At 44.7% G+C, this 25,786-nt stretch carries 23 protein-coding genes; 11 read left to right on the top strand and 12 right to left on the bottom strand.

The genetic code is table 11. From position 1 onward, the window contains the following. Positions 1-61 precede the first annotated feature (61 nt). Genes AB0763_RS05650 through fes form a run of 3 tightly spaced genes read left to right on the top strand, consistent with a single transcriptional unit; the run spans position 62 to position 4,280 of the window. The gene (locus tag AB0763_RS05650) at positions 62-1,336 is read left to right on the top strand and encodes a YeaH/YhbH family protein (protein ID WP_306101711.1); all 1,275 of its coding nucleotides are present in this window, start codon (positions 62-64) and stop codon (positions 1,334-1,336) included. Between the two features lie 16 nt (positions 1,337-1,352). Then, entirely contained in the window at positions 1,353-2,882 is a 1,530-nt protein-coding gene (locus tag AB0763_RS05645) for a SpoVR family protein (RefSeq protein ID WP_306101712.1), read from the top strand. Between the two features lie 27 nt (positions 2,883-2,909). Further along, positions 2,910-4,280, top strand: coding sequence for an enterochelin esterase (gene fes, locus AB0763_RS05640; protein WP_306101713.1), 1,371 nt, complete (start codon positions 2,910-2,912; stop codon positions 4,278-4,280). A gap of 309 nt (positions 4,281-4,589) precedes the next feature. On the opposite strand, the gene kdsB is transcribed toward fes, so the two are convergent. The 5 genes from kdsB to AB0763_RS05615 are packed head-to-tail and all read right to left on the bottom strand — an operon-like array spanning position 4,590 to position 10,501. Further along, a complete protein-coding gene (gene kdsB, locus AB0763_RS05635) occupies positions 4,590-5,354 on the bottom strand; it encodes a 3-deoxy-manno-octulosonate cytidylyltransferase (protein WP_306101714.1) in 765 nt (254 codons plus the stop codon). Beyond that, on the bottom strand, positions 5,354-5,530 hold the full coding sequence (locus tag AB0763_RS05630; RefSeq protein WP_306101715.1) for a Trm112 family protein: 177 nt from the start codon (positions 5,528-5,530) through the stop codon (positions 5,354-5,356). Before AB0763_RS05630 ends, kdsB begins: the two co-directional genes overlap by 1 nt. Next, positions 5,511-6,458: a tetraacyldisaccharide 4'-kinase gene (gene lpxK / locus AB0763_RS05625; protein ID WP_306101757.1), complete on the bottom strand. Its 948-nt coding sequence runs from the start codon at positions 6,456-6,458 to the stop codon at positions 5,511-5,513. The genes AB0763_RS05630 and lpxK overlap by 20 nt, the downstream gene beginning before the upstream one ends. A gap of 53 nt (positions 6,459-6,511) precedes the next feature. Next, positions 6,512-8,269, bottom strand: coding sequence for a lipid A ABC transporter ATP-binding protein/permease MsbA (gene msbA / locus AB0763_RS05620; protein ID WP_306101716.1), 1,758 nt, complete (start codon positions 8,267-8,269; stop codon positions 6,512-6,514). Between the two features lie 30 nt (positions 8,270-8,299). Further along, the gene (locus AB0763_RS05615; protein ID WP_306101717.1) at positions 8,300-10,501 is read right to left on the bottom strand and encodes a DNA internalization-related competence protein ComEC/Rec2; all 2,202 of its coding nucleotides are present in this window, start codon (positions 10,499-10,501) and stop codon (positions 8,300-8,302) included. A 62-nt stretch (positions 10,502-10,563) separates the two neighbouring features. Between AB0763_RS05615 and AB0763_RS05610 the strand changes: the two genes are divergently transcribed. Then, the gene (locus tag AB0763_RS05610) at positions 10,564-11,088 is read left to right on the top strand and encodes a DUF2062 domain-containing protein (protein ID WP_306101718.1); all 525 of its coding nucleotides are present in this window, start codon (positions 10,564-10,566) and stop codon (positions 11,086-11,088) included. A gap of 157 nt (positions 11,089-11,245) precedes the next feature. Here the strand turns inward: AB0763_RS05610 and lolE are convergent, their stop codons facing one another. Genes lolE through lolC form a run of 3 tightly spaced genes read right to left on the bottom strand, consistent with a single transcriptional unit; the run spans position 11,246 to position 14,401 of the window. Next, positions 11,246-12,490 carry a lipoprotein-releasing ABC transporter permease subunit LolE gene (lolE, locus tag AB0763_RS05605; protein ID WP_306101719.1) on the bottom strand — a complete coding sequence of 415 codons (1,245 nt, stop codon included), beginning with the start codon at positions 12,488-12,490 and terminating at the stop codon, positions 11,246-11,248. Next, positions 12,487-13,191 carry a lipoprotein-releasing ABC transporter ATP-binding protein LolD gene (gene lolD / locus AB0763_RS05600; protein ID WP_306101758.1) on the bottom strand — a complete coding sequence of 235 codons (705 nt, stop codon included), beginning with the start codon at positions 13,189-13,191 and terminating at the stop codon, positions 12,487-12,489. Before lolD ends, lolE begins: the two co-directional genes overlap by 4 nt. Position 13,192: 1 nt before the next feature. Then, positions 13,193-14,401, bottom strand: coding sequence for a lipoprotein-releasing ABC transporter permease subunit LolC (gene lolC, locus AB0763_RS05595; protein ID WP_306101720.1), 1,209 nt, complete (start codon positions 14,399-14,401; stop codon positions 13,193-13,195). A 204-nt stretch (positions 14,402-14,605) separates the two neighbouring features. On the opposite strand from lolC, the gene AB0763_RS05590 reads away from it, so the two are divergent. The 5 genes from AB0763_RS05590 to AB0763_RS05570 are packed head-to-tail and all read left to right on the top strand — an operon-like array spanning position 14,606 to position 20,206. Next, complete coding sequence (locus AB0763_RS05590; protein ID WP_306101721.1) at positions 14,606-14,734, top strand: hypothetical protein; 129 nt, start codon at positions 14,606-14,608, stop codon at positions 14,732-14,734. Positions 14,735-14,744: 10 nt separating this feature from the next. Then, the gene (locus AB0763_RS05585) at positions 14,745-15,314 is read left to right on the top strand and encodes a PilZ domain-containing protein (protein ID WP_306101722.1); all 570 of its coding nucleotides are present in this window, start codon (positions 14,745-14,747) and stop codon (positions 15,312-15,314) included. Positions 15,315-15,318: 4 nt separating this feature from the next. Then, positions 15,319-18,807: a transcription-repair coupling factor gene (gene mfd, locus AB0763_RS05580; RefSeq protein WP_306101723.1), complete on the top strand. Its 3,489-nt coding sequence runs from the start codon at positions 15,319-15,321 to the stop codon at positions 18,805-18,807. Positions 18,808-18,842: 35 nt separating this feature from the next. Next, positions 18,843-19,598, top strand: coding sequence for a peptidoglycan binding protein CsiV (locus AB0763_RS05575; protein WP_306101759.1), 756 nt, complete (start codon positions 18,843-18,845; stop codon positions 19,596-19,598). Between the two features lie 44 nt (positions 19,599-19,642). Then, a complete protein-coding gene (locus tag AB0763_RS05570; RefSeq protein ID WP_306101724.1) occupies positions 19,643-20,206 on the top strand; it encodes a GNAT family N-acetyltransferase in 564 nt (187 codons plus the stop codon). A 233-nt stretch (positions 20,207-20,439) separates the two neighbouring features. Here AB0763_RS05570 and AB0763_RS05565 read toward each other — a convergent pair whose 3' ends face one another. Together AB0763_RS05565 and AB0763_RS05560 are read right to left on the bottom strand one after the other, a co-directional pair. Next, a complete protein-coding gene (locus tag AB0763_RS05565) occupies positions 20,440-20,904 on the bottom strand; it encodes a hypothetical protein (RefSeq protein ID WP_306101726.1) in 465 nt (154 codons plus the stop codon). 27 nt (positions 20,905-20,931) lie between these two features. Next, complete coding sequence (locus AB0763_RS05560; RefSeq protein WP_306101727.1) at positions 20,932-21,189, bottom strand: hypothetical protein; 258 nt, start codon at positions 21,187-21,189, stop codon at positions 20,932-20,934. Positions 21,190-21,766: 577 nt separating this feature from the next. On the opposite strand from AB0763_RS05560, the gene AB0763_RS05555 reads away from it, so the two are divergent. Then, positions 21,767-22,168, top strand: coding sequence for a hypothetical protein (locus AB0763_RS05555; protein ID WP_306101728.1), 402 nt, complete (start codon positions 21,767-21,769; stop codon positions 22,166-22,168). Positions 22,169-22,263: 95 nt separating this feature from the next. Here the strand turns inward: AB0763_RS05555 and AB0763_RS05550 are convergent, their stop codons facing one another. Continuing rightward, positions 22,264-22,449, bottom strand: a complete 186-nt coding sequence (locus AB0763_RS05550; protein WP_306101760.1) for a hypothetical protein — start codon at positions 22,447-22,449, stop codon at positions 22,264-22,266. 453 nt (positions 22,450-22,902) lie between these two features. On the opposite strand from AB0763_RS05550, the gene AB0763_RS05545 reads away from it, so the two are divergent. Beyond that, complete coding sequence (locus tag AB0763_RS05545) at positions 22,903-24,246, top strand: sigma-54-dependent Fis family transcriptional regulator (RefSeq protein ID WP_306101729.1); 1,344 nt, start codon at positions 22,903-22,905, stop codon at positions 24,244-24,246. 48 nt (positions 24,247-24,294) lie between these two features. On the opposite strand, the gene AB0763_RS05540 is transcribed toward AB0763_RS05545, so the two are convergent. Beyond that, positions 24,295-25,584, bottom strand: a complete 1,290-nt coding sequence (locus tag AB0763_RS05540) for an NAD(P)/FAD-dependent oxidoreductase (RefSeq protein WP_306101730.1) — start codon at positions 25,582-25,584, stop codon at positions 24,295-24,297. Between the last annotated feature and the right edge of the window lie 202 nt (positions 25,585-25,786).

The raw sequence follows: 25,786 nt of genomic DNA, 5'->3' as shown, positions 1-25,786 counted from the left end.
AGACTTGGGTGAGGGTTTTCCTCACCCTTAGCGACACGTTATTGAAAAAAGGGGAAATTCAATGGCCCAGTTTATCGATAGACGTCTGAACGGCAAAAATAAAAGTGCGGTCAACCGCCAACGTTTTTTGCGCCGTCACAAGGAACAAATCAAGGAATCAGTGGCTGATGCCGTCAATCGCCGCTCTATTACTAATACGGAAACCGGAGAAGACGTTTCGATTCCAAGTAAAGACATCAAAGAGCCCATATTTCACCAAGGACAAGGCGGTGTCAGACAACGCGTACACCCCGGCAATGATCAGTTTATCACTGGCGATCAGGTCGAAAGACCCCCTTCTGGTGGCGGGCAGGGTTCTGGGTCTGGCGAAGGCGATGCAAGCCAAGATGGCGAAGGTCAGGATGAGTTTGTCTTTCAAATATCAAAAGACGAATACCTAGACATTCTATTTGAAGATTTAGAACTGCCTAATTTAGACAAAACACAAATCAATAAAATTGTTGAGTACAAAACCCATCGCGCAGGTTATCAAAGTGCGGGTATGCCTTCCAATATTGCCATTGTCCGTTCATTACAACAGTCATTGGCTCGTAGAACGGCCATGAATGCCGGCAAAAAACGCTTACTCAAAGAAATGGAAGAGACCTTAGAACGCCTGGCGTATGAAGAGCCGGCCAAACCCATTGAAGAGCAAAAGCTGCGAGACGAAATCGCCGAGTTACGGCAAAAAATCGAACGCGTGCCTTTCATCGACACCTTTGATTTGCGCTTTAAAAACTACGAGAAAAAACCCATTCCCTCTTCTCAAGCAGTGATGTTTTGTTTAATGGATGTGTCTGGCTCGATGGACCAAGCCACTAAAGACATTGCCAAGCGATTTTACGTTTTACTGTATTTATTTTTAAAACGGACGTATGAAAATGTCGAGGTCGTCTTTATTCGTCATCATACCCAAGCCAAGGAAGTGGATGAACACGAGTTTTTCTACTCACAAGAAACGGGAGGGACCATCGTATCGAGTGCGTTAAAACTGATGGACGAAATTGTCAAAAAACGCTACCCACTCGAGCAATGGAATATCTATGCAGCACAAGCCTCTGATGGTGATAACTGGGCTGATGATTCACCCAACTGTCGCGAACTGATGGTAAAAAACCTGCTGCCCGCTTGCCAATATTATTCTTACATCGAAATCACTCGCCGCAATCACCAAACTCTGTGGCACGAGTATGAAAAACTGCAGGACCAGTTTGATAATTTCGCCATGAAAAACATTCGTGATGTCGAAGATATCTTCCCAGTCTTTCGCGATTTGTTCCAAAAAGAACTCGGCTAGTGAGAGGAGAAGGTCAATGAGTACACTAGAAAAAGAGACCAAAACACGGCTACCCGATGGGCCAGATTGGACCTTTGAGCTGCTTGAGCGTTATCACAAAGAAATCAAACGCGTCGCCGAGCACTACCGGCTGGACACTTACCCAAATCAAATTGAGTTGATCACGTCTGAGCAAATGATGGATGCTTACTCGAGTATTGGCATGCCCATCAATTACAATCATTGGTCATTTGGTAAAAAATTCATTCAAACTGAACAAAATTACAAGCATGGCCAAATGGGATTGGCCTACGAAATTGTCATCAACTCCGATCCCTGCATTGCTTATTTAATGGAAGAAAACACCGTGACCATGCAAGCGCTGGTGATCGCCCACGCTTGCTATGGCCACAACTCTTTTTTCAAAGGGAATTATCTATTTCAAACTTGGACAGACGCCAGTTCGATTATCGATTACTTGTTGTTTGCTAAAAAGTACATTGCCGATTGTGAAGAAAAATATGGATTAGCCGACGTTGAGAAAACGCTAGACTCTTGCCATGCTCTGATGAACTTTGGTGTTGATCGTTATAAAAGACCAGAAAAAATATCCATTACTGAAGAAAAAGCCCGTCAAGAAGAGCGGGAAGCCTATTTGCAGTCCCAGGTGAACGAGTTGTGGCGTACCCTACCCGAGCAAAAAGAAAACCTGCAACAGAGTCAGCCGCGCTTCCCCAGTGAGCCTCAGGAGAACATACTATATTTTATTGAGAAACATGCCCCTTTGCTCGAGCCCTGGCAACGGGAAATTGTCAGGATTGTCCGCAAAGTTAGCCAGTATTTTTATCCCCAAAAGCAAACACAAGTCATGAATGAAGGTTGGGCAACCTTTTGGCATTACACCATACTCAATCACATGTACGATGAGGGGACGGTCAGTGAGCGCTTTATTTTGGAGTTCTTACACAGCCACACCAGCGTCGTCGCCCAGCCGGCTTATAACAGCCCCTATTTTAGTGGTATTAATCCCTATGCATTGGGCTTTGCTATGTTCCAGGACATTAAACGCATCTGTGAAAACCCTACCGCCGAGGATAAAGAATGGTTCCCAGAGTTGGTGGGCCAAGACTGGTTAGAGACTCTGCACTTCGCGATGCATAATTTTAAGGATGAAAGTTTTATTAGTCAGTACCTATCGCCTAAAGTCATCCGTGATTTTAAGCTGTTTTCAATTTACGATGACGATCAACAAAAGTATATTGAAATCAATGCGATTCATGATGATAACGGTTATAAAAAAATACGCGAGGCCCTTTCTGCCCAGTATAACTTGAGCAATCTAGAACCCAATATTCAAGTCTATAATGTCGATGTGCGTGGTGACCGCTCTCTAACCTTACAGTACGTGCCACACAATCGCATTCCACTCGATGGCAGTCATCGCGAGGTGCTCAAACACCTGCATCGATTATGGGGTTTTGAAGTTCGGTTAGAAGAAGTCAAAGACAACGGCAAGCGAGAACTGTTAGGGGTATGCCCCAGTAAGCAAGAGTCTGGAGAGCCTTAATTCCCCGTCTTTTGGCAACGATAAAGTATGCCTCTTGCAACATTTACCGCTATAGTAGAGGTTGATATTTTCAGCCTCTACTTTTTTATGACCTATCGACAACGCCCTGCTGAGCAACCGTTTTTTATTCGTGCCACCCAGGTTGACCACGATAAATCTTTCACTCACCTCGATATTGGTTCGATGTCTTGGTGGCAATCTGTCAAAGACAAAGGGACGCCTTTATTATTTGAACGCAATGATGGTGATTACGACGTCTTCTTTATCGTTAAATTAAGTCATTTTGGCCCACAGCTCAGTGAAATTTATATCCAGGTAAACGGCATTACTGATCATCATAAAGTCGACCTCGACCAATTTATCTTTATTCGCGACTGTGATCTTGCTTATTTCCACTGTGTGATCCCACCAAAATGGCTTGGCAGTTATACCTTTTATCCGCAACAGCAGACAAGAGAAAAACCAACCTCAAATGATCTTACCCAACTCATGCCTTGGCTTAAGCAGGTGTTTTCTGATCCACACGCCGACAACTTTAATCACTCGAGTTTATCTGCCTGCCCTTGGGGACAAAAACGTTCACCACTGGCAATGCCTTGCGCACCTGTACAGCTTTATTGGCAAGCTCTGGATAGCAATGTCGATGCGATTAGCCAATCACCTGCCATTGAACCCTATTTATGGCACTGCAAACGCTTAAACAATCAGCGAAGGGTTTGGTTTTATACCCCAGCAGTGACTTCCACGGCAACGATGCCGATTGTCCTATTACAAGACGGTCACTTTTGGGCCGAGGAAATGCCGATTTGGGCGGTGATCGATGACTTGACTGGCCGCGGTGAACTTGCTCCTGCTCACTATGTGCTGATAGACAGTATCGATACTTATCATCGCAGCCGTGATTTACCCTGTAATGAGCATTATTGGCATGCTATTTTTGATGAGTTACTGCCCGAGTTAGAGCGCTATTATCAGTGTGAACTTATCAATCAACCCTTCATTACTGCAGGCCAGAGCTTTGGTGGCTTGAGCAGTCTGTACGCCGCTCTTCTGTATCCTGACAAGGTCGTTGCCGTGTTATCTCAATCGGGATCATTTTGGTGGCCAGACCGAAAACAAGTTCATCAACAAGGAAGTCAAATTAACTCAAAACATTACCTGGTAGAGCAAATCGAGAAGTACTCACTCCCCAGTTCGTTACTCTGTCATCTCGATATTGGAAGCTTAGAAGGGAATATGCCCGCACTCACTCAGACTGTGCATGCGGCCTTACTGGCGAAAGGGGTCCGAAGCCATTATCGCCAATACCTCGGCGGCCATGAATGGCTGTGTTGGCGAGAATGTTTAATAGCAGGGCTCGTCGATGTATTAAAACCCTATCGCTTTAATCTGTCCTGACCACCTGATTATTCCAATCAGATTCAGTATGTGAGCAATGATAGCGTAGAAAAAAAGCATAAGAACAAAGCAAGAAAATACCGTGAGTCATTATTCTACACGTTATTTTCTTGACGACGTTATCGAGTTTCTAACCCGCTAGGGTGACCAGATATCTAGTTAGATTGGAATGAAATACGCATGTAATGGCAACACGAAAAAGGCTCGCAAACAAGTCTAAGCAACCGTTTCTTATCAAAAGAAGATAAGTCGTGATGTTTAAACACTGTTATCGAGCCCGATGAACCATTTGGTCAAACCATTATGGTATTAGATGTTGAAGCCAGGAGCAGAAACAATCGCTCTGACTTTTTCCAAGTCCTCGTGTGTATCCACTCCGGCCGGCGGAGCCACTCTCGCCACATCGACGTGAATCGACTCTCCATACCACAGCACCCGTAACTGTTCGAGTTTTTCAATTTTTTCTAGTGGGCTGGGCTGCCAGTTGATGTAAGTATTCACAAATCCAGCACGATAAGCATAGATGCCAATGTGGCGCATTAACGGCTGCTCAATCAAAGGGGGTGTTTGTGCGAAATTATCTCTATCCCAAGGAATACTGGCGCGGCTAAAATACAACGCCAGTTTGTCTCGATTGGCCACCACTTTTACGGCATTTGGATTGAAAATATCCTCGGGGTCTTGAATTTCAACCGCCAAGGTGGCCATAGGGGCTTGACTAGAGGCTAAATTATCGGCAACCTGAGCAATGATTTGTGGTGGGATCAAAGGCTCATCCCCCTGTACATTGACAATAATGTGGTCATCTTTAATGCCGAGTGTGTCAATAACTTCTGCCAATCGTTCTGTCCCTGATTCATGTTGACGAGAGGTCATGCACACCTCACCGCCAAACGCAGTAACCACGTGCGCTACTCGCTCATCATCGGTAGCAACAATGACGCGTTCAGCGCCTGCTTGTTGGGCTTGTTGGTAAACCCACTGCACCATTGGTTTTCCAGCGATATCAGCTAATGGTTTTCCCGGTAAACGGCTTGAGTCATAGCGAGCGGGTATGATGACCGTAAAGGGCATTACACCTCCTCCATAGAAATGTGGCGGGCTTCGTTCTCAAGCAGAACGGGGATCCCTTCTTTGATCGGGTATGCCAATCGGTCGAATCGACAGATGAGCTCTTGTTGTTCTTTGTCGTAAACCAGTTTGCCTTTGCAAATAGGGCAAGCGACAATTTCAAGTAAGCGGTGGTCCATATTCCTTAATAACCTCTTGTATTTTTAACATAACTTTTTGGTGGTCAGACGCACAAAAACGCGCGGTTACCGGTAAATACCACCAATTCTCACGCGCAAAGGACAGGCACTTAACCGCGTCTTTTTCTGTCATTATCAACGTGCTGGCGTCGTTTTCTAGCGCAATAATATCTTGTTCTGTGTACGCTTTATGGTCAGCAAAGCCATGACTCGCCACGAGTTTCGCCCCTTGTTCGCGCAAGGTACTGAAAAAGCGTGGCGGATGACCGATACCGGCAAAAGCGCACAAAGGTGGTAACTCATCTACCGGTTTTTGCTCACCCGTCACCAAGTTTACCGCTTTCCCTGGCTCTAGCGTCATCGCTAATTCACCATGCTCAGCCGCGCCATTCGCAATAACAAAGTCAACGTCATCTAATCGAGATAGCGATTCTCGCATCGGCCCTGCCGGAATCAACAAGCCATTGCCAAAACGGCGCTGGCCATCAACGACAATCAACTCAATGTCTCTTGCTAACGCGTAATGCTGTAATCCGTCATCCGTGATGATCACTTGAACACCAAGTGGTAACAAGGCCTTAACGGCTTCAGCGCGTTTGGGCGCCACAGCGACATGTGCTTTGGTTCGTTCGTGGATCAATTTAGGCTCGTCACCACATTCCAAGCTCGAAGTACTCTTTTGCACCAGCAAAGGGTATGACGTTGACTTGCCACCATACCCGCGAGATACCACCCCGACGCAAAACCCTTGCTGTTGCAATGCCTCGACTAATGCTATCACGACCGGGGTTTTGCCATTGCCCCCCGCGGTGATGTTGCCTACGACAACAATGGGTACCGGTGGGCGATATGGCGTTTTTTTCCCCGATTGGTAAGATTGACGACGACGTCGACTGACCAAACCAAATACCTGACTGAGGGGAAACATCGCCCATGCCCACAGTTTACTCAACAGAGTTTGACCAAACCACAATCGCTCGATCACACTTCGTCTCCACCAAATTGAATGCGATGCAATTGCGCATAAGCCCCATCGGCGTCTAATAATGCTTCGTGGGTTCCGCGTTCAACAATCTTGCCATCGTCGACCACTAAGATTTGATCTGCTTTTTCAATCGTTGATAAACGGTGAGCAATCACCAACACGGTTTTATCGCGCTGCAGTTCATCAAGCGCAGATTGAATTGCTTTTTCAGATTCTGTGTCTAATGCAGAGGTGGCCTCATCCAAAATCAGCACCGGCGCATCTCGCAACAACGCACGAGCTATCGCAATGCGCTGTCGTTGTCCACCTGACAAACTGGCGCCATTTTCGCCAATTTCGGTGTCGTAGCCATTCTCAAGCCCCTCAATAAAATCATGTGCATAAGCCAACTTTGCCGCTTTCACGATCTGTTCACGTGAATAACGCTCATTGGCAGCATAAGCAATATTATTGGCTATCGTATCGTTAAAAAGATGCACATGTTGCGACACCAAACCGAAATGGGTGCGCAAATTTTTCAGATCGTAATCGCGAATGTCGCGGCCATCGAGTGTAATCGTGCCCTCGTTAATTTCATAAAAACGGGTGAGCAAACTGGCAATGGTACTTTTGCCCGATCCAGAACGCCCCACCAACGCCACCGTTTTTCCTGGAGGAATATCAAAACTGATTTCATCTAAAGCTTTGTGGCTTGATTCTTGGTAAGAAAAGGTCACATTGCGCACACTGACATCGCCTTGGACTTTGTCACTGCGATACGTACCGTGATTAAGCTCTGGCTCTAAGTCGATGAGTGAAAACAGGGTTTGACTCGCTGCCATACCGCGTTGGAATTGCGAGGTCACGTTAGTCAATGCTTTGAGTGGTCTCATCAACCCGAACATGGCTGAGAAAATGACCGTAAAAGTCCCTGCTGATAGCTCTTGTTTAATAGACTCGATACTGGCCAAATACAAAATAGCAAAGATCGCAACTGAAGCAATAATTTGAATAATCGGGTTGGCTGCCGCCTGAGCGGTGACCAATTTCATGCTTTGTTGACGCATGCGATTGCTCACTTTTTCAAAACGCTCTCGCTCAACATCTTGACCGCCATAAGTCAGGACTTCTTTGTGCCCTTTGAGCATTTGCTCTGCAGAGGTGGTCACCACGCCCATCGCCGACTGCATATTTTTTGAGACTTTTCTAAAGCGCTTAGAGACCACACTGATCGCCCAAGCAACGACAGGGGCAACCACGATAAGTACCAAAGACAACTGCCAGCTGTTGTAAAACATCAGCGCCAATAGGCCAATAATACTTGCCCCTTCACGGACAATACTGACCAAGGCACGACTGGTGGCAGCGGAAACTTGTTCAGAGTCATAAGTAATACGCGACAATAAAGTACCGGTTTTTTCACGGTCAAAATAAGACACCGGCATTTGCATGAAGTGGTTGAACACCATGCGCCGAATTTGCATCACGACATTACCCGATACCCAACTCAAGCAATAAGTCGAAATAAAGCCACTGGTGCCACGAATAATCATCATCGCAAAGATAATAAATGGCAGTGTTCTTAAAAAATTTGACTCCGCGTTGCCAAAACCTTCATCAAGTAAAGGCTTTAATAGAGAAATCATATAGGTATCTGCCGTGGCATTAATAATTAATGCGACCACAGCTACAGCCAGACCGGACTTGTAAAGGCGAATGTATTTCCATAGACGTTTAAACGTCTGCCAGGTCGATTCATCGTATTCTTGTGACATAAAATTTCGCTGTCGAGTAAAAGTAAGCTGCTATTCTATCTCTTCGCGCATCATCTGCCTATACCACGGGGTAAGAATCCGTTGTCGTTGTGCATTCCATGACCACTTATCCCCATCATAATACCAACTGACTTGACCGAGCTTTGCGGTTTCAAGCCAGCCAATTCCGCGCTCTTGGTAACGCTGCTGTACCTCGATGGCAGGCAAGTTCCAACGCCGGTAAGGAGACGCAGACACAATCGCCCACTCTGGATCAACCGCTTCAATGAAGGCAACCGTCGAGGAGGTCTTGCTGCCGTGATGAGGAACACTGATGACATGACTGTGCAAATCAATCTCCGTTCTTTGCACAAGGTATTCCGCCGTTGCCGTCATGTCTCCAGTCAATAATATCCGCCAGCCACTTTTATGAGTGGCTTTCACGACACAAGAGTGAGGATTGTAGGCACGACGCACGATTTTAGGTGGCCACACTATGTCAAATTGCCACTCATTCCACTGCCAGCGCTGCCCTTGCCGGCACAAGCGATAATTTGCTCCGTATTGGCTAGCAAAAATATATTTGGGTGACCAGTGTTTTTTAATATGAGATACCCCTCCTGCGTGGTCATTATCGCCATGGCTAATAAACAGTGCACTGATCTCACGCAAGCCTTGTTGATAAAACCAAGGTGTCAAGACACTGCTGGCTTGGCTCCAATTGTCATTCCCCGGACCAGTGTCATAAATAACACCTTGTTCACGGTCTCGAAACACCACACTCAATCCATGGCCAACATCAAAAAAGTGCACGCTTTGTCTTTGATTACTTTGTGGCCAGGGCAATACAAAGCCCAAAAATACCAGTAACGCTAACCGCCACGTCATCCATTGGCGAAAATTAAACACGAAGGCGGCGATGACTAAGAGCAATACGGTTGAAGGATAAATCGGCAACCAGGAGCTTGGCGACCAAGCCATCGCATACTGCATGGGTTCTAATAATCCATTACACAACCACCAAATACCCTTCGTGAGACTAGGCAACCAAGGAGTTATAAACACCGCCAATAGCACCAATGGCATCACCAAAAACGACACATAAGGGACGAAAATAAAATTATACAGCGGACTAGACCAACTCACGCCAGCAAAAAACCAACCGGTCATAGCGACAAAAAAGGCGCTCACACTAAGGTGGGTATAAACCGCTCGAATCCAATTCCTGCCATAGTGTTGTGGTTGTGATATTAAGGTGACACCAATGCAAAATACCGCAATAAAAGACAACCAAAAACTGGCGCTCAACAATGAAAAAGGGGCCAACGATAAGCTCCAAATGAACGCTAGCCATTGGGCGTACCAAAGCGAAAAAGCTCGGCGAGTAATTAAAAAACACACAGCCACGAAACACATCATCAAGGCGCGTAACGTGGGGATACTAAAGCCGGTTAAATAGCCATAAAGCCCCGCGATAACAAGACCAAAGACGTAGGGCATTAATAACGTCATTCCAAACGAGGTCAGTGTTCGTCTAGCGAATGTCATTGCAAGCCAAAAAACCAGACCGATATGCAAACCAGATACCGACAACAAATGCGCCAAGCCGCTGCTCTGCAGTAAACCCCATTGCTGATCAGACAATGCCCCTCGCTCACCAATACTCAATGCCGCCAAAATCGCCCTGCTCGGTAATGTGTTTATCTGTACTTCAATCGCTTGACGCCAACGCGTACGCCAATGTGAGGCTGGCTTTTGTAACTTAAGATCAAGGTCAGTGGCTTTGGCCAGTATTTGATGGCTAAAGGCCACACGTTCAGTATCTGGGCCCGCTTGATTATACTGACCTAAAATAGGCTTTAATCCTATACGCCCCTTGGCCGTCTCCCCTTCACGCCACTGTGTGGGGCTCAATAAACGCACTTTTGCACGATGCCACCAAGGTAAAACCACACCATCGATAGATAAAATGCGAATATTGCCCTTAAATCCATAATTGGTGGGTGTAAAAAAGCTGTCAATCTCTGCAGTTATGATACTATTCTCTTCAATACCAGAAAGTAACTGACTTTGACTCACCTGTTGATTACCGTGAATTAAAACCACCAAGAGTCCAAGAACAATGCCGAGTACGTAACGAAATCCTTTTGAATTTCTAAAATAAATCAGCGCCATTGCTAGCAACACGATGGATGACAACGGTGGCATAATAGGCCAATAACTGCCTGTTAACACCACCGCTAAAAAAGACATCGTCACTCTTTGAGTGTGAACATATGTCATCCTTTTTTTATGCCGATGAAGTTAATTGAGCTATGCCAAAAAAATTAATTAAGCGATTTTTGCCTAACCCTGAAACCATAAAAAAGCAAAAAGCACTCAAAATTTTCGGGAACTTACTATACAACCCCAACTTGTGGTGTCTCAATCGGCGTTCTGCTTCGGGTGCTTTTGCCGTCGGTTTGTTCATGGCTTTTATCCCTTTACCCAGTCAAATGATTATGGCTGCCGGCCTCGCGGTATTGTTTGGCGTGAATCTGCCATTATCCGTCGCTTTAGTCTGGGTCAGTAACCCGATAACCATGCCGCCTATTTTTTACTGTGCTTACAAGCTAGGGGCTTGGCTGCTACAACAGCCACCTCAACACTTTCATTTCGAATTGTCTTGGCATTATCTCAACGAACAATTTCATTCCATCGCTCCTCCCTTGATGCTCGGCAGTGTGGTATGTGCCACTATTGCCGCTATTCTGGGCTATTGTGTGATTCAGGGCTTTTGGCGATACTCGGTCGTCAGAAACTGGCAGAAACGACGCTTTCGTCTCAAAATCAAACGCTAAGCTAACCTCCCTTTCCTTCTCTCTTTAAATTAGCTGAGCTCAAACAAAAAAGAGCGCCTGACTCCCGACTTTGGGAGAAGGCGCTCTTTTTGTAGGTTTACATCATATTATTTGTTCATCGATAGTCCACGAAGTGACGTTGGTGTTCTTCACTCCATCACTTACCACTTAATACGGTTGCGGGGTTAAGATTCGTGGCACGGCGAGCAGGATACCAGGTCGCGACCAAGCTTAAAATGAGCGCCGTGATGCAAACGACGACCACATCGATACCGTGAACTTGACTCGGTAAAAAATCGACAAAATAAATATCGCCAGATAAAAAACGATGGCCAATCATGGTTTCGAGTCCGTGGATCACGGTTGTCAACTGCGTGGCGAGTAATACGCCGACCGCGCTGCCCAGTACGCTGCCAGTCAATCCAGACAACAAACCTTGGCAAGTAAAAACCGTTCGAATCAAACGGTCTTGAGCACCCATAGTACGCAAAATGGCAATGTCACTGGCCCGGTCTTTGACCGCCATCATCAAGGTCGAGACAATGTTAAAACAAGCCACACCAATCACCAGTACCATAACCAAGTACATGATGGTTCGAACCATTTGAATATCGCGATACAAAAAACCAAACTTTTGTTGCCAAGTGCGTAAATAAACATAGGCGCTCACATGATGACCAACTTGCCTGACAATCTGATCCGCTTGCAGTGGCGATGTCGTTCTTAAGGCAACACCGGTGACACCTTGACCCAGAGAATTATAAGCTTGAGCATCTTTTAGCGGGATCAAAGCAAGGTTGTGGTCAATTTGTCCTTCTAAGCGCAAAAGGCCTGAGACTTGGACTCGAACCCTTTGCGGCGCTTCGACTCGGTCTTGGTGATTATTTTTTGGGATCATAAGGGTAATGTAATCGCCTTTTTTCACCTTGAGTTTTTCAGCGACACCTTGACCTAATATCACTTGTTGTTGACCTGCGACAAAGTTATTCCAGGCAGGCTTATCAATAAATTTGGCCAGGTCGGATACTCGTTCCTCTAACTTTGCATCAACCCCACGAATTTCAATCGCCTTGAGCTGTGTGCCCTTTTCAGCTAACCCAGTAAAACGAACATAGGGCGCAGCAGCGACAATATGAGGCACTTGTTGTGATTCTTTTACCACGGTTGACCAATTGTCAATCGGCCCCTGTACCCCTTCTAATTCCGCGTGCGGGATCACCGACAATACCCTTTTTTCCAGTTCGTGTTGAAAGCCATTCATTGCCGATAAACCGATGATGACCACCGCGACTCCGATTGCAATACCAATGGTTGACGAAACAGAAATAAAAGACACCAGCTTATGGCGAGCTTTGGCACGACTGAAACGAAATCCAATTTGCCATGCTAACCGGTTGATCATACGGCCTCCTCAGAAAGTGTCACTTGAGGGCGGTTTAAACGACCGTCTTGCATGGTTAAAGTACGATCCATTTTTTCTGCCAATTCATTATCATGGGTGACGACTAAAAAAGCGGTATTGGATTCACGATTGAGCTCACGCATCAGTTGATAGATCGACAAGGCAGTATGATGGTCTAAATTGCCGGTTGGCTCATCGGCCAGTACCAAACTGGGTTTGTTTACCAAGGCTCTGGCAATGGCCACCCTTTGTCGTTCGCCACCGGATAATTCTGCAGGTCTGTGGTGGGCGCGATGCTCCAAACCCACTCGTTTGAGTAGTGCCAGCGCCGCTTGCTTGGCCTGCTTGGGATGTTGATTGGCGATCAACAAGGGCATAGCGACATTTTCCAAGGCACTGAAGTCGCTTAGTAAATGGTGAAATTGATAAATAAAGCCCAAGTGTTTATTGCGGATCTGGGCTTGTTTGTTACTGCTCAAACTGAGTAAAGGCTGCCCTAAAAAGTCCACTTCACCTGAAGTAGCGGTATCTAACGCACCGAGTAAATGAAGCAAGGTACTCTTCCCCGAACCCGAAGAGCCAACAATAGAAACGCACTCGCCTGCTTGCATGGTAAAGTCGACTTGGTCGAGGACTTGTGTGTTCAACTGCCCTTCTTGATAAACTTTAGTCAATTGGCGGCAGTGTAAAAAAGAAGTCATTTTATTCATAACGAAGAGCCTCAGCAGGTTTGACCGATGATGCGCGGTAAGCGGGATAAAGCGTGGCAACTAAACTCAATACAATTGCCAAAATAATAACAAGTACAATCTGCAAAGGCGCGATAACGACCGGAAGCCCGCCGCCTAACTGATAGAGCTCAATACCCATTGCCGACAAGATGGCGTTTAAATTCATCGTGATCAACACGCCCAGGACGCCTCCGATTAAAGCACCGAGTACGCCACTCAACGCGCCTTGAGACATAAATATCGCCATAATCTGACTTTGCTTCATACCTTGGGTTTTTAAAATCGCCACTTCAGATTGTTTTTCCATCACGACCATAATAAGTGCCGAAATAATATTGAATGCGGCGACAAAAACGATAAGACCTAGCATCAGTCCCATCATATTTTTTTCCATTTTCACCGCTTGAAATAACTCACCGCGTTGCTCACGCCAGTCGTGCCACTGCCATTGGGAAAGAACGGGTTGGTTAGCGGCCGCAACCGCATCAAAAGGATCATCAAAAAACAAACGCCAACCCGTGACAAAACCCGATTTCAAATGCAGTAAACGACCAGCATCTGCAATATTGGTCACCATGAGTTGACCATCAACGTCTGAACCAGTGGAAAACACACCCGCGACTGTAAAATTTCGCTGACTCGGAATCCGGCCAAAAGGCGTGTATTGACTGGCATCGGTCACTAACAAACGCACTTTATCACCGACATTGACCGCCAAAGACTGCGCCAATCTTTGACCCAGTAGCACTCGATACTCACCTGCTTGTAAGCTGCTCACTTGACCAACCATCATATAATTTCCGATCGGGTCATTACTGCCTGGCTCGATACCCAGTAGATACCCAGCAGATAATTGACTGGCGCTTTGAATAACGGCGTCGCTTCTGACTAATGGCAAAGGTTGACGCGCCGGTGAGCGTTGTTGGATCCACGGCGGAGCTTGCTCTTGTTGCTCTGTTTTGTTCCCCTGTTGAGAAATCACCGCTTGTGGTAATACTCCCAAGATACGTTGTTTGAGTTGCTGTTCGAAACCGTTCATAACCGAAAGGACGGCAATCAACGCCAAGACGCCAATCCCAATGCCCGCCGTTGACATAATGGTCACAAAGCGGCTGAATTTATCCGTTGAACGTCCTTTGAGGTAACGAAAACCGATAAACAGTGTAAGTGGACGGAACATTTTTCCTACCTGTTGCCTAGTTAAGTCTCTACTTTAACGAGAAATTTACCCTCGTAGTAGTGATAATTTGTCAATATAATGTCGTTTGCGTCAGGGTGCGTTAAAATTGATCGATTTATCGACTGCGGAGTACGAATACGCAATGATACTTGATTGTTCTGTGAAGTTGTTGATAATTATTATTTTTCAGCTAGGGTAATAAAAATGACGGCAGTCTATCGCATTTTGCTCTCTGGCGCTGGTTTTACCCGACCCTATTCAGTGCCGCCCTTAATGGTTGGTAACCCAAAACCCGGTCGAACCGCGAAACGTCGTTTCGGCAAACGCCAATAAAAGGATAACTATGTCTGACCAAGAATATTTTACTGTCCATCACAGGTTGAGCGTCAACATAGAACCTTTAGCAGAGGATTACCCGCTCCCGAGCCTTGATGATCTCGAACGTGAAATTCCTGTCCCTTTCTTAGTCGCCGGCCAGTTTACTCAGCTGGATAAATTGTCCGAGCGGGCTCGACACGATTTGTCTCACAACGATTTTAATCATCTAATCGCCTTGCTCGATGCTCAAAATGAGAAACTGAATCTGTTACTCAACTATCTCTTGACCGCGCAAGACGACCCTCACTTGCGCCATTTTACAACCGAGATCGGGGCCAGTCGAATCAAATACACGGCGCAACAGCCTTTAGAGCCTGGCTTGCCATTGCGAGTTAAATTGTTTCTTGATGACCCCGCGGCTGCGATTTATTGTTATGCTCAAGTTTCGAGTTGTGAAGCCACTGAATCGGCATTCGCCATCAGTGCTCGCTACGTTTGCCTGCGAGAGCAAGACGAAGATTTACTAATAAAAGCTGCATTGCATCAGCAGCAGCGTCTTTTACGTCAACGTGCCATTGAAAGAAGTAAAACCTAACGCCATGACCCAATCGATTTTACCAGCATTGCCCGCCTACCAGGGTGCCGGCAATAAAAGACAGCTAGGACAATTGCCTGGCTCTTCAGCCGCCTTCGCGATTGCCGACATTGCCAACCACTACTCTGGCCACAGCGTGGTCGTGGTCGCCGATGTACAAACGGCGCAGCGCCTACAAGACGAGGCTCGCCAGTTTAGCCATGCACCGGTCACCCTTTTTCCCGATTGGGAAACGTTGCCTTATGACAACTTCTCGCCCCACCAAGACGTAATCTCTGAGCGCATCGCACAGCTTTACCGCTTACCGGAACAAACCTCGGGGATCACCATAGTCCCAGTCACGACCTTATTACAACGTCAATCGCCACGCTCATTTTTGCTCACGCACACTCTGATGGTTAAAAGAGGGCAAGAAAGGCCACTTGAAACGTTAAAAAGCCAATTGGTTGACGCTGGCTACCGACATGTGGAACAGGTGTTCGGCCCAGGTGAATACGCCAGTCGGGGCTCGTTACTCGACCTTTTTCCGATGGGAAGCCAACATCCTTATCGAATTGATTTTTTTGACAATGAAATCGATACCATTCGTACCTTTGACCCAGAAACACAACGCAGTTTCGACGAAATTGACCAAATTGAGTTACTGCCCGCTCATGAGTTTCCCACCAACAATGAAGCGATAGAAGCGTTTCGAATCCGCTGGCGAGCACAATTTGACGCGCGTCGAGAACCTGAATCCGTCTATATGCAAGTCAGTAAAGGCACTTGGCCCGCAGGTATTGAATATTGGCAACCACTGTTTTTTGACCAAACCGAGACCTTATTTGACTATTTTCCGGATAACAGCCAACTGTTGCTGTTTGGCGATGTCGAAAACGCCGTAGACGTCTTTCTCTCGGACGTCCAATACCGTTTTGAACAAAAAAAGATTGACCCATTAAGACCCCTACTGTCACCGGATCAATTGTGGCTTGATAAAGATGCGTTGTTTGTCCATCTTAAACGCTTTGATCAATTGAGATTAAATCAAGAGCCCATCACAGAAAAACCGGGCCGCCAAAACGCGCCTTTTCAACCGCTACCTAACATCGCATCACAAGCGAAAAGCAAAGCGCCATTTGAGCCATTGCGACAATTTATCGAACAGCATCGATTGGAATACCCAAGCGGAAAAATTATTTTCTCCGTTGAATCCCCTGGTAGGCGAGAAGCATTACTTGAACTTTTACAACCGGTTAAAATTCGCCCTCAACCGGTAGAAAACATTGAGAATGCCCTGGCAAATGAGGGGACTTTTTACATTATTTTGGGTGGCAGTGAACAAGGGTTCATCTTTGGCAGTGCACAACATTTACTGATCTGTGAAAGTGATTTACTCGGTGAGCGAATTGTTTCCTCGAGAGGGAAAAAGGCGAAAAAAAACACTTCAACGGATTCGGTTATCCGCCATTTAGCCGAATTGACACCTGGCCAACCTGTGGTTCACCTCGACCATGGTATCGGTCGCTACCTCGGCCTACAAACCTTAGAGGCAGGCGGGTTAAAAACCGAATACGTCACGCTCGAATACCAAGATGACGCAAAACTCTACGTGCCGGTGGCATCGCTGCACCTCATCAGTCGCTATTCCGGCGGTGCTGAAGAATCAGCGCCGCTGCACAAACTCGGTGGTGAAGCATGGGCTAAAGCCCGTCGCCGAGCCGCTGAAAAAGTGCGCGATGTTGCCGCAGAGCTTTTGGATGTCTACGCCAAACGCGAGCTAAAACCCGGGCACGCCTTTGCGCTTGACCGCGGCCAATATGCCACATTTAAGTCCACTTTTCCTTACGAGGAAACCGATGACCAAGCCATGGCGATTAACGCAGTGCTCTCGGATATGTGCCAAGCCAAAGCCATGGACCGCTTGGTGTGTGGTGATGTCGGCTTTGGCAAAACCGAAGTCGCCATGCGCGCTGCGTTTGTTGCCACCGATAACAACAAACAAGTCGCGGTCTTAGTCCCGACAACTTTGTTGGCTCAACAGCACTTTGAAAACTTTCGCGACCGTTTTGCCAATTTACCGATACGAGTCGAAGTCTTGTCCCGCTTCAAATCAGCAAAAGAGCAAAAAGTCATCTTACAAGATGTCGCTGACGGCAAAGTTGATATTTTGGTCGGCACGCATAAGCTGTTATCTTCTGAGTTGCGCTTTGCCGACTTGGGCTTGTTAATTGTTGATGAGGAGCACCGATTTGGGGTGCGACAAAAAGAAAAAGTCAAAGCCATGCGCGCTGATGTCGATATTCTCACGTTAACGGCAACCCCCATTCCTCGTACTCTCAATATGGCCATGAGTGGTATGCGTGATCTTTCGATCATCGCAACGCCTCCTGCTCGACGTTTGGCTATCAAAACCTTTGTTCGCGAACGTGATGACAGTGTGATCCGTGAAGCCATATTGAGAGAAATCATGCGTGGTGGCCAAGTGTACTTTTTGCACAACCAAGTCGAAACCATTGAAAAAGTCGCACAAGATTTAAGCCAACTAATCCCTGAGGCCCGTGTCACGATTGCTCATGGTCAAATGCGTGAACGTGAACTGGAAAAGGTGATGAATGATTTCTACCATCAAAAATTCAACTTACTGGTGTGCACAACCATTATTGAAACTGGTATTGATGTTCCTTCGGCTAACACCATCATCATGGACAGAGCCGATCACCTTGGACTGGCTCAGCTGCATCAACTGCGTGGACGAGTTGGACGCTCGCATCACCAAGCCTATGCCTACTTACTCACCCCGCCACCAAAAGCATTGACTAAAGATGCGTTAAAACGCTTAGAAGCCATTGCATCACTTGAAGATCTCGGCGCTGGTTTTACGCTAGCAACCCACGATTTAGAGATCCGTGGTGCCGGTGAGTTATTAGGTGACGAACAAAGCGGTCAAATTCAATCGGTGGGCTTTAATCTTTATATGGAAATGCTTGACGAGGCCGTTGAGTCACTCAAACAAGGCAAAGAGCCTTCCCTTGATGAGCTTCTTAAGCAACAAACGGAAGTCGAGTTGCGTTTACCAGCATTACTGCCCGATGATTATGTCCCCGATGTGAATATGAGACTTTCAATGTATAAACGCATTGCCAGTATTGCGCAGTTTGATGAATTAGCCGATATTAAAGTAGAGCTCATCGATCGCTTTGGCCTATTACCTGATGCAGCAAAGAATTTGTTGGCCATTACAGAAATAAAAATTACCGCAGCACAGCTTAAAATTAAGCGGATAGAAGCCTATGATAAAGGTGGATTCATTGAGTTTTATCCAGACGCTGACATAAACCCAGCCTATCTGGTTACACTATTGCAATCTAAATCACAAATCTATGCGATGGATGGCCCAACGAAACTGAAGTTTTCACAACCTTTAGTGGATCGCCGCAAACGCTTACAATTTGTTAAACAACAATTAGAAGAATTTCAACAAAACCGGATCCCATCGGCAGTATCATCATGAAACACAACCGTTGGCAACACTATGTCGGAGACAATATGAAACGGCTCAGTTTAGTTTTATTATTTTTCATTTCTTTGCCGACCTGGGCACAGAGACAATTTGATGTGGAAGTGATCATATTTAAACGCACAACCTCACCAGCACAAGTTGAAGAAGCTTGGCCTAACAATCTAGCACCAATTAACAAACAAGGGGCAGCGACTTTTTCCAATCAAAGCTACCTCAACAGTAAAGGGGTCAGGTTATTGCCGTCTTCATCGTACCAACTCAATGACGATGCCAGTCGCATAGCAAACCATTCCGGCTTTAAAGTATTGTTTCACAAAGCTTGGCGTCAAGGTGACCAAGGGAAAGGCAGCGCGCCAGAGTTTCGAATTCTCGCCGGTCAAAATTTTGCCAGTCGCTTCAATAGTGATGGTAGCTCGAAAAGCGCACAAACCACCGCTCAAGGCTTTAATGAAACACCGGTCAGTGGCCCACTTTATGAACTCGACGGGACTTTACAGGTTTACGTGCAACATTATTTGTATCTCGATACCAGCCTAGATTTGAAAGAGCCCGGCGTAAAAACCGTACGTGTCAATACGTCTGATTCCCCACTGACTAATGACAATTCTGATAATGCTGGTGTTGAAATAGGCCACCTTGCGGACATCAAACCCAACGTAAAAAAAGTTGACTTTCTAAAGTCTTATCGACTGAATCAAGTGAGAAGAATGCGCAGTTCAGAAACGCATTACTTAGACAATCCACTCATGGGAATGATTATACAAGTGAGAAAAGTTCAATGAGACTTCAATCAACCTCTCCTCTAACCACTTGTTGATAAGCCGTTGTGCACACCGATTTTAAAATCCACAGCACCAACTTATCTCTTCAGTTGCCCCGCCGCGATGATGCGGCGGAATTAGCACAACTTGTTTGTCATTCCCCTTCTCTTTACCCTTGGTTTGATTGGGCAAATCTTAACTTTAGCGTCTCACAAGCACACGACTTTATCCTAGCCAATCATTTACAGTGGATAAAGGGCGTCTCTTTTGGTTTTGGTGTTTATCATCAATGCGATAAAAAGATGATTGGCATGGTCGCCTTGAACGAACTCTCGCCTGTTTACAACTCAGCGTCCATTGGCTATTGGATTGCCGATGCTTTTCAGGGGCAAGGAAAAGGCAAAGAGGCTTTCTTGGCGTTGTGTCACTTTTGTTTTAACACACTGAAATTGACCAGAATTGAAGTTTACTCTGATCCAAATAATCATATTAGTCGCAAATTCATTCTGTCTTGTGGTGCCACGCATGAAGGGTTGGCCAGAAATCGTTATCTCTATGATGGCATCGCTTGCGATGGAGAGGTATTTAGCTTGTTACCGGAGGATATGCTTGCGCTCTCCCAAACTTAACACCCTTGGCTTGATGCCAATATTACACCAATGAGGAGAGACGCTTCATCGTACTTAGCACTCTTTGGGACAACAATTTCGCCCCCCATTTTTTTCGCAATACTAACCCAGCACCAGTTAAGGTTAACACTATGAGAGGGTAGCGCTGGTAAAACCTTTGACTGTCGAGCTGCATCTTTTGCAAAGACATCGCCATATCCCTATGCAATTGACGACCTTTTTCTCGCTCGAATTTAATCGCTTTCACTTTGTCGTTTAGAAACAATGTCGACTCCTTGTTTTATTTGTTCTCTGGTATTGTTGAACGCCATAAACCGGTCTAGATAACGAAAGTAGCAAACTGACGAGATAATAAACATCCCTAGACACATGACACTGACCAGCGCCGATAAGGGCAACGAGGGAAACCATTGATAAAACACTGCACCGATCAGCACGCAAATGCCAACGATGAATATAATTGTCAAGAAAAACACCAAAAGCGCAATAAATAGCTTACGCTGTAAGGCGATAACCGCCGTATTGAGTTCAAGAAAAAACAAAGACCGGGTATGAGTGAGCCACCTTAGCGTTTTTCGCTTACTGTCATCAATGCTGCTGAGCAAAGCCAGACACAGATTGAGAAGTTCTTGTAGCTCAGATTGTTCTGCAGAGCCACTGTCTTCAGTGGCTCTGTCATGGTCTGGCTTTTCTTTCATAAGTTCACCTAAACGTTATGATTCGGCTTACTTAAGAATTTTCGCAATGGCGAGACCAGCAATAAAAGCACAGCCCAGACTCACAAATGGCTTTTCTTTAATGGTATTTTCAACCGCACCAGAAGCATTTTTGAGTGCTTCTTTACCGGCCTCAGCATTCAACTGAGCATTCTCTTTCATTGATTCTACGGTTTCTTTAACCGCTTCTTGAGCTTTGTGATAAACCTGCTCTTCTAAAGCTTCAATATCTTGCTTTTCACTTTGAGATTTTCTTACCGTTGCCATGGTTTACTCCTTAGTTAGAAATAAAAAATTCATTGTTAATCGTTTTATCTTTCCTGACTCCAAATTATTTATAATTTATTAAAAACTCAATAATAATTTCAGCCTAATCACTAAACACTATTTATAAGCATTATATAATTTCCAGAGTCACTACCTAAGATAGTAGATACTTTAAGGATAGCGAAAACCATGCCAACTAGCACGCTACCCTTTCAAAAAATAAAAACGAATGGCTCAGATCATTAATAAAACGACAATAAAAACATAAACAATGCATATTAAGCAATTAAAAACAAACAGTTAAATAAAAATTCATAGGTCACACTCACCTTGATAACATTGGATATACAGGATTACGCAATGAATGGCCAGGTAATAAATAAAACTTTCAATGAATAATGTAGCCTAGCACCTGTAACTATTTCACTATCATATGAAGTCTTCTTGTAAAAATTACACAGTAAAAACACCTTAGAAAACAAATGAAGAAAAAACAAATAATTAACAAAAAGATTAGTGGTATAAAAAATGCTTAGTACTTAAGTTATAAGTGGCAATGTGCTATATCGGTAATCAGATGACAAAAAATACTCTTGATGAAAATATAAAGACTCATATGAAAGAAAACCAGATCACAGAGATGGCAAGAAATACATTACTGCATTGTGAGATGTGTCGTGTGAGTTATTTCCATATGAAAAACACTCCGATTGGAAGCAGTATTGGACGATTAATTCAATTGGAGAAAAAGTTGTCTGTCGAACTAATCGGACTCTCTTCCGTTAGCCTCTTTGTTAAACATATCGATAACGTTAACTATTATCATGATTTTGATGAGTTAATCATTCATACTGAGAAATTAATTAGTGATTTTAAATACCTAATATCATCAATCGAAAACAAGGAATTAGCAAAGAAAATCTCTTATTGGCTTGCTGCTATCCAAATTGAGCTTGATCAAATCAAAAATTACTTATAATAAAGCTTATCGTCGAATTAAAAAACGCCCCAAATAACTTTTGAGGCGTTTTACTATCAACATAACATTAACCTTGGGCGGTTGATCATATAAGATTAGCAATCTGTGTCTTCTGCTTTGAGATCTTCTTTAATATTTTCACAGCTATCTTCTATCGCATTTTGTGTATCAGTCACAGCCTCATCCACTTTCTCACCCGTTTCTTCCATCGGACCTTGCTCACTACACGCAGCAATAAATACAGTCACACCCATTAGAGTAATTAGCTTCTTAATTGTCATCAATCGCATTTTTCTCTCCTTTCGTAGTATTGACTAAGTAATCACTTATCATTTTACTATTCTTTTAAAGATAAGCAGTGTTCATGCCAACTCGTTAATAACAATAAACTCAGATTAAGATATTGATATCTTGTTAACCAAGTTGGTAAAACCGTATTTTATTCACTTGAGTACAGAGCGAGTGAAGGATTTACATACATTGGATGTAAATATTACTGACGATAAATACCACATCATCCCAAACATGTTCTTTTTAGCGATTACGTCTTTACATTTAAGGGTTAAAAGCGAGTTTATACAGGCATAATACCCATCTAACTAAGTAACTGGTCACCCCAGATCCATTGTCATGATTTAGCAAGTAAAATCACGATGTCGACATAATGGTTTGCACTTATTTTCAATTGGCATAGGATGAATAAGTCCTTTACACATAATGTGAGTAGCACCTTGATGAAGTTACCAAGTCTGTTTATTGATATTCAAGATCCTAAATTATCTGCTCAAGTCCAAAAACTTGCGGTTGTAGGACAATTTTCATTACAGCATCGCCAACAGAATGAAAACTGGTTAGATAGTGTCGTACGCCTTCAACCCAATGTTGTTGTGGCTGAAATAACAACGTTTAACCAAAAGCAATATGAAAACCTTAAGGGCACATTATCCATACAAAACTGCGAATTAATCATTATCAGTTCAGGAGATCCTAACGTCTATTTAGAAAAATTATTAACTCAGGGGGCCATCTTTCACTACCGACATCCAGTGAGCTTAAATGCCTTATCTGAGAACCTCGAAGATGCTTATGTTTACTACAGTGAAGTAGAGGCCCAAGGTGAAACCATTGTTCATAGTTCATTGGATCAATATGGTATGCTCGTAGGTTCATCCAAACCGATGCGAGATTTGTATCGCATCATTCGTCGGGTAGCAAAAACAGATACCAACATTTTGATAGTCGGTGAAAGTGGCTCAGGGAAAGAATTGGTGGCACAAACACTTCATCTCGCCAGCCATCGTCATCAACAGCCTTTTATCGCGATTAACTGTGGTGCTATAGCACCGGATCTTATTGATAGTGAATTATTTGGCCACCAAAAAGGAGCATTTACTGGAGCCAACCGCCAACATGAAGGCGTATTTGAGCAAGCGAAGGGCGGAACGCTTTTCTTAGATGAAATTACTGAAATGGCGCTAGAACATCAGGTAAAATTATTAAGGGTATTAGAAAGTGGTGAATATCGCCCGGTTGGCAGCCAAGAAATACGCTATGCCGATACCCGTATCATTGCCGCGTCTAACCGAAATCCCCAAACCGCCATAGACGAACAATTTCTCCGTGAAGACTTGTATTTTCGTTTGACTCAATTTCCCATTTCTGTTCCACCACTACGAGAGCGTGGGCAAGACATTGTTGGTCTTGCAAAGCATTTTATTGCTCACCGAAACGCCGGAGAACAAACCATTAAATCAATCTTACCTTCTGCCATCGAAAAAATTGAACAGCACAATTGGCCAGGCAATGTCAGAGAGTTAAAGCATTGCATCGAAAGAGCTTGGATTCTAGCCGATGACGTGATCGGTGATGAACATTTAATTTTTGATACCCCACCACTGGAAACCGGTGCCACAGATACCCCAACAGTACCTCTGGGGATGCCGCTCGAAGAGGTTGAAAAAGCGGTTATTATCAAAACGCTTGAAGAGAAAGAAGGCAATAAAACTGAAGCGGCACAAGACTTAGGGATCAGTATTAAAACCTTGTACAATAAATTAGACAAATACAATCAAGAATAAAAAACGGAGTGATGACACTCCGCTTTGATTTGATTTGATTTGATTTGATTAATGCAGTTTTAGATTTGGTCTGAGTAAACGGTTTATACGACCTACTAACATCATCAAACTGGTCTTTAACCATCCGTGTAACGCCATTTGATGCATACGATATAAAGAAATATAAACCATTCTGGCCATACGACCTTCAACCATCATTGAGCCTTTGGTCAAATTCCCCATTAAGCTACCAACTGTCGTAAAACTACTTAATGACACTAAAGAACCATGGTCTTTGTAAACGTAATCTTTAAGTTGGCCATTGTTTAGCTTAGCAATGATATTTTTGTACGCTTGAGTTGCCATTTGATGCGCTGCTTGTGCTCGTGGCGGGACAAATTTACCATTTTCCTGTGTACATTGAGCTAAATCACCAATGACGAAAATGTCGTCATCCCGAGTGGTTTGTAAGGTGTTTTTAACAACCAACTGGTTGATGCGATTGGTTTCTAGACCGCCAAAGTCTTTCATAAAGTCTGGCGCTTTGATACCGGCTGCCCATACCATAATTTGCGCTTCAATTTTTTCACCGTCTTTGGTGATCAAACCGTCACTTTCTGCTTTGGTCACCATAGTCGCAGTGCGAACGTTAACACCGAGATTGACTAACTCGTTGTGTGCCGCACCCGAAATTCTCGGAGGCAACGCTGGCAGAATGCGCTCACCGGCTTCAATCAGATTGACATTCAATTTGCTTGAGTCTAAATCTTTAAAACCATAAGTGTGCAGTTCTTTAATCGCGTTGTGTAGCTCGGCAGAAAGCTCAACGCCAGTAGCACCACCACCGACAATGGCAATGTCTACTTTACCCTCACCATGCTTCGCGTGCAGTTTTAAAAACTGGTTGTTCATTTCTTTTCGGAAACGGTGCGCTTGTTCAGGGCTGTCTAAGAAAATACAGTTATCGCGAACCCCTTCAGTGTTAAAGTCGTTTGACGTAGAACCAATGGCAAGCACCAAAATATCGTACTCCAACTCGCGACGAGGCATTAACAACTCGTTATTATCATCGCGTAGCTCTTCTAACACGATCACTTTTCGCTCGCGATCGATATCACATAAACTACCTAACTGAAAATCAAAATAATGATTCTTAGCGTGGGCGCGATAGCTTAACGCGTCAACGCCTTCATCCATGGAGCCCGTTGCTACTTCGTGTAGCAGTGGCTTCCACAAATGGCTTGAATTTCTGTCGACTAAGGTGATACTAGCGCGTTTTTTACGCCCTAAAGTCTTTCCTAATTTTGTGGCTAGCTCACTGCCCCCAGCACCGCCACCTACTACGATAATTCGCGTCACTATAATTACCTCAACAAATACAAAAATAACTGTCTGCAGCCCGAGAATCTCACACTGCTAAATTGGGTTGGTTTTACGCAGTTCAATGCGCTTTTGTGATCTCAACGTTGTGCTTTGACGTGGTCATTTGTTATTAATTTTAGCTCGTTGAAACCAAAAACCTTTTATCGGCATCATTATAGGCTGCAAAAGCGATCAATCA

The sequence above is a fragment of the Vibrio sp. HB236076 genome, from assembly GCF_040957575.1.
Taxonomy (GTDB): Bacteria; Pseudomonadota; Gammaproteobacteria; order Enterobacterales; family Vibrionaceae; genus Vibrio.
The sequence above is the reverse complement of the archived record's forward strand: the minus strand, read 5'-3'. Positions and strand labels throughout refer to the sequence as shown.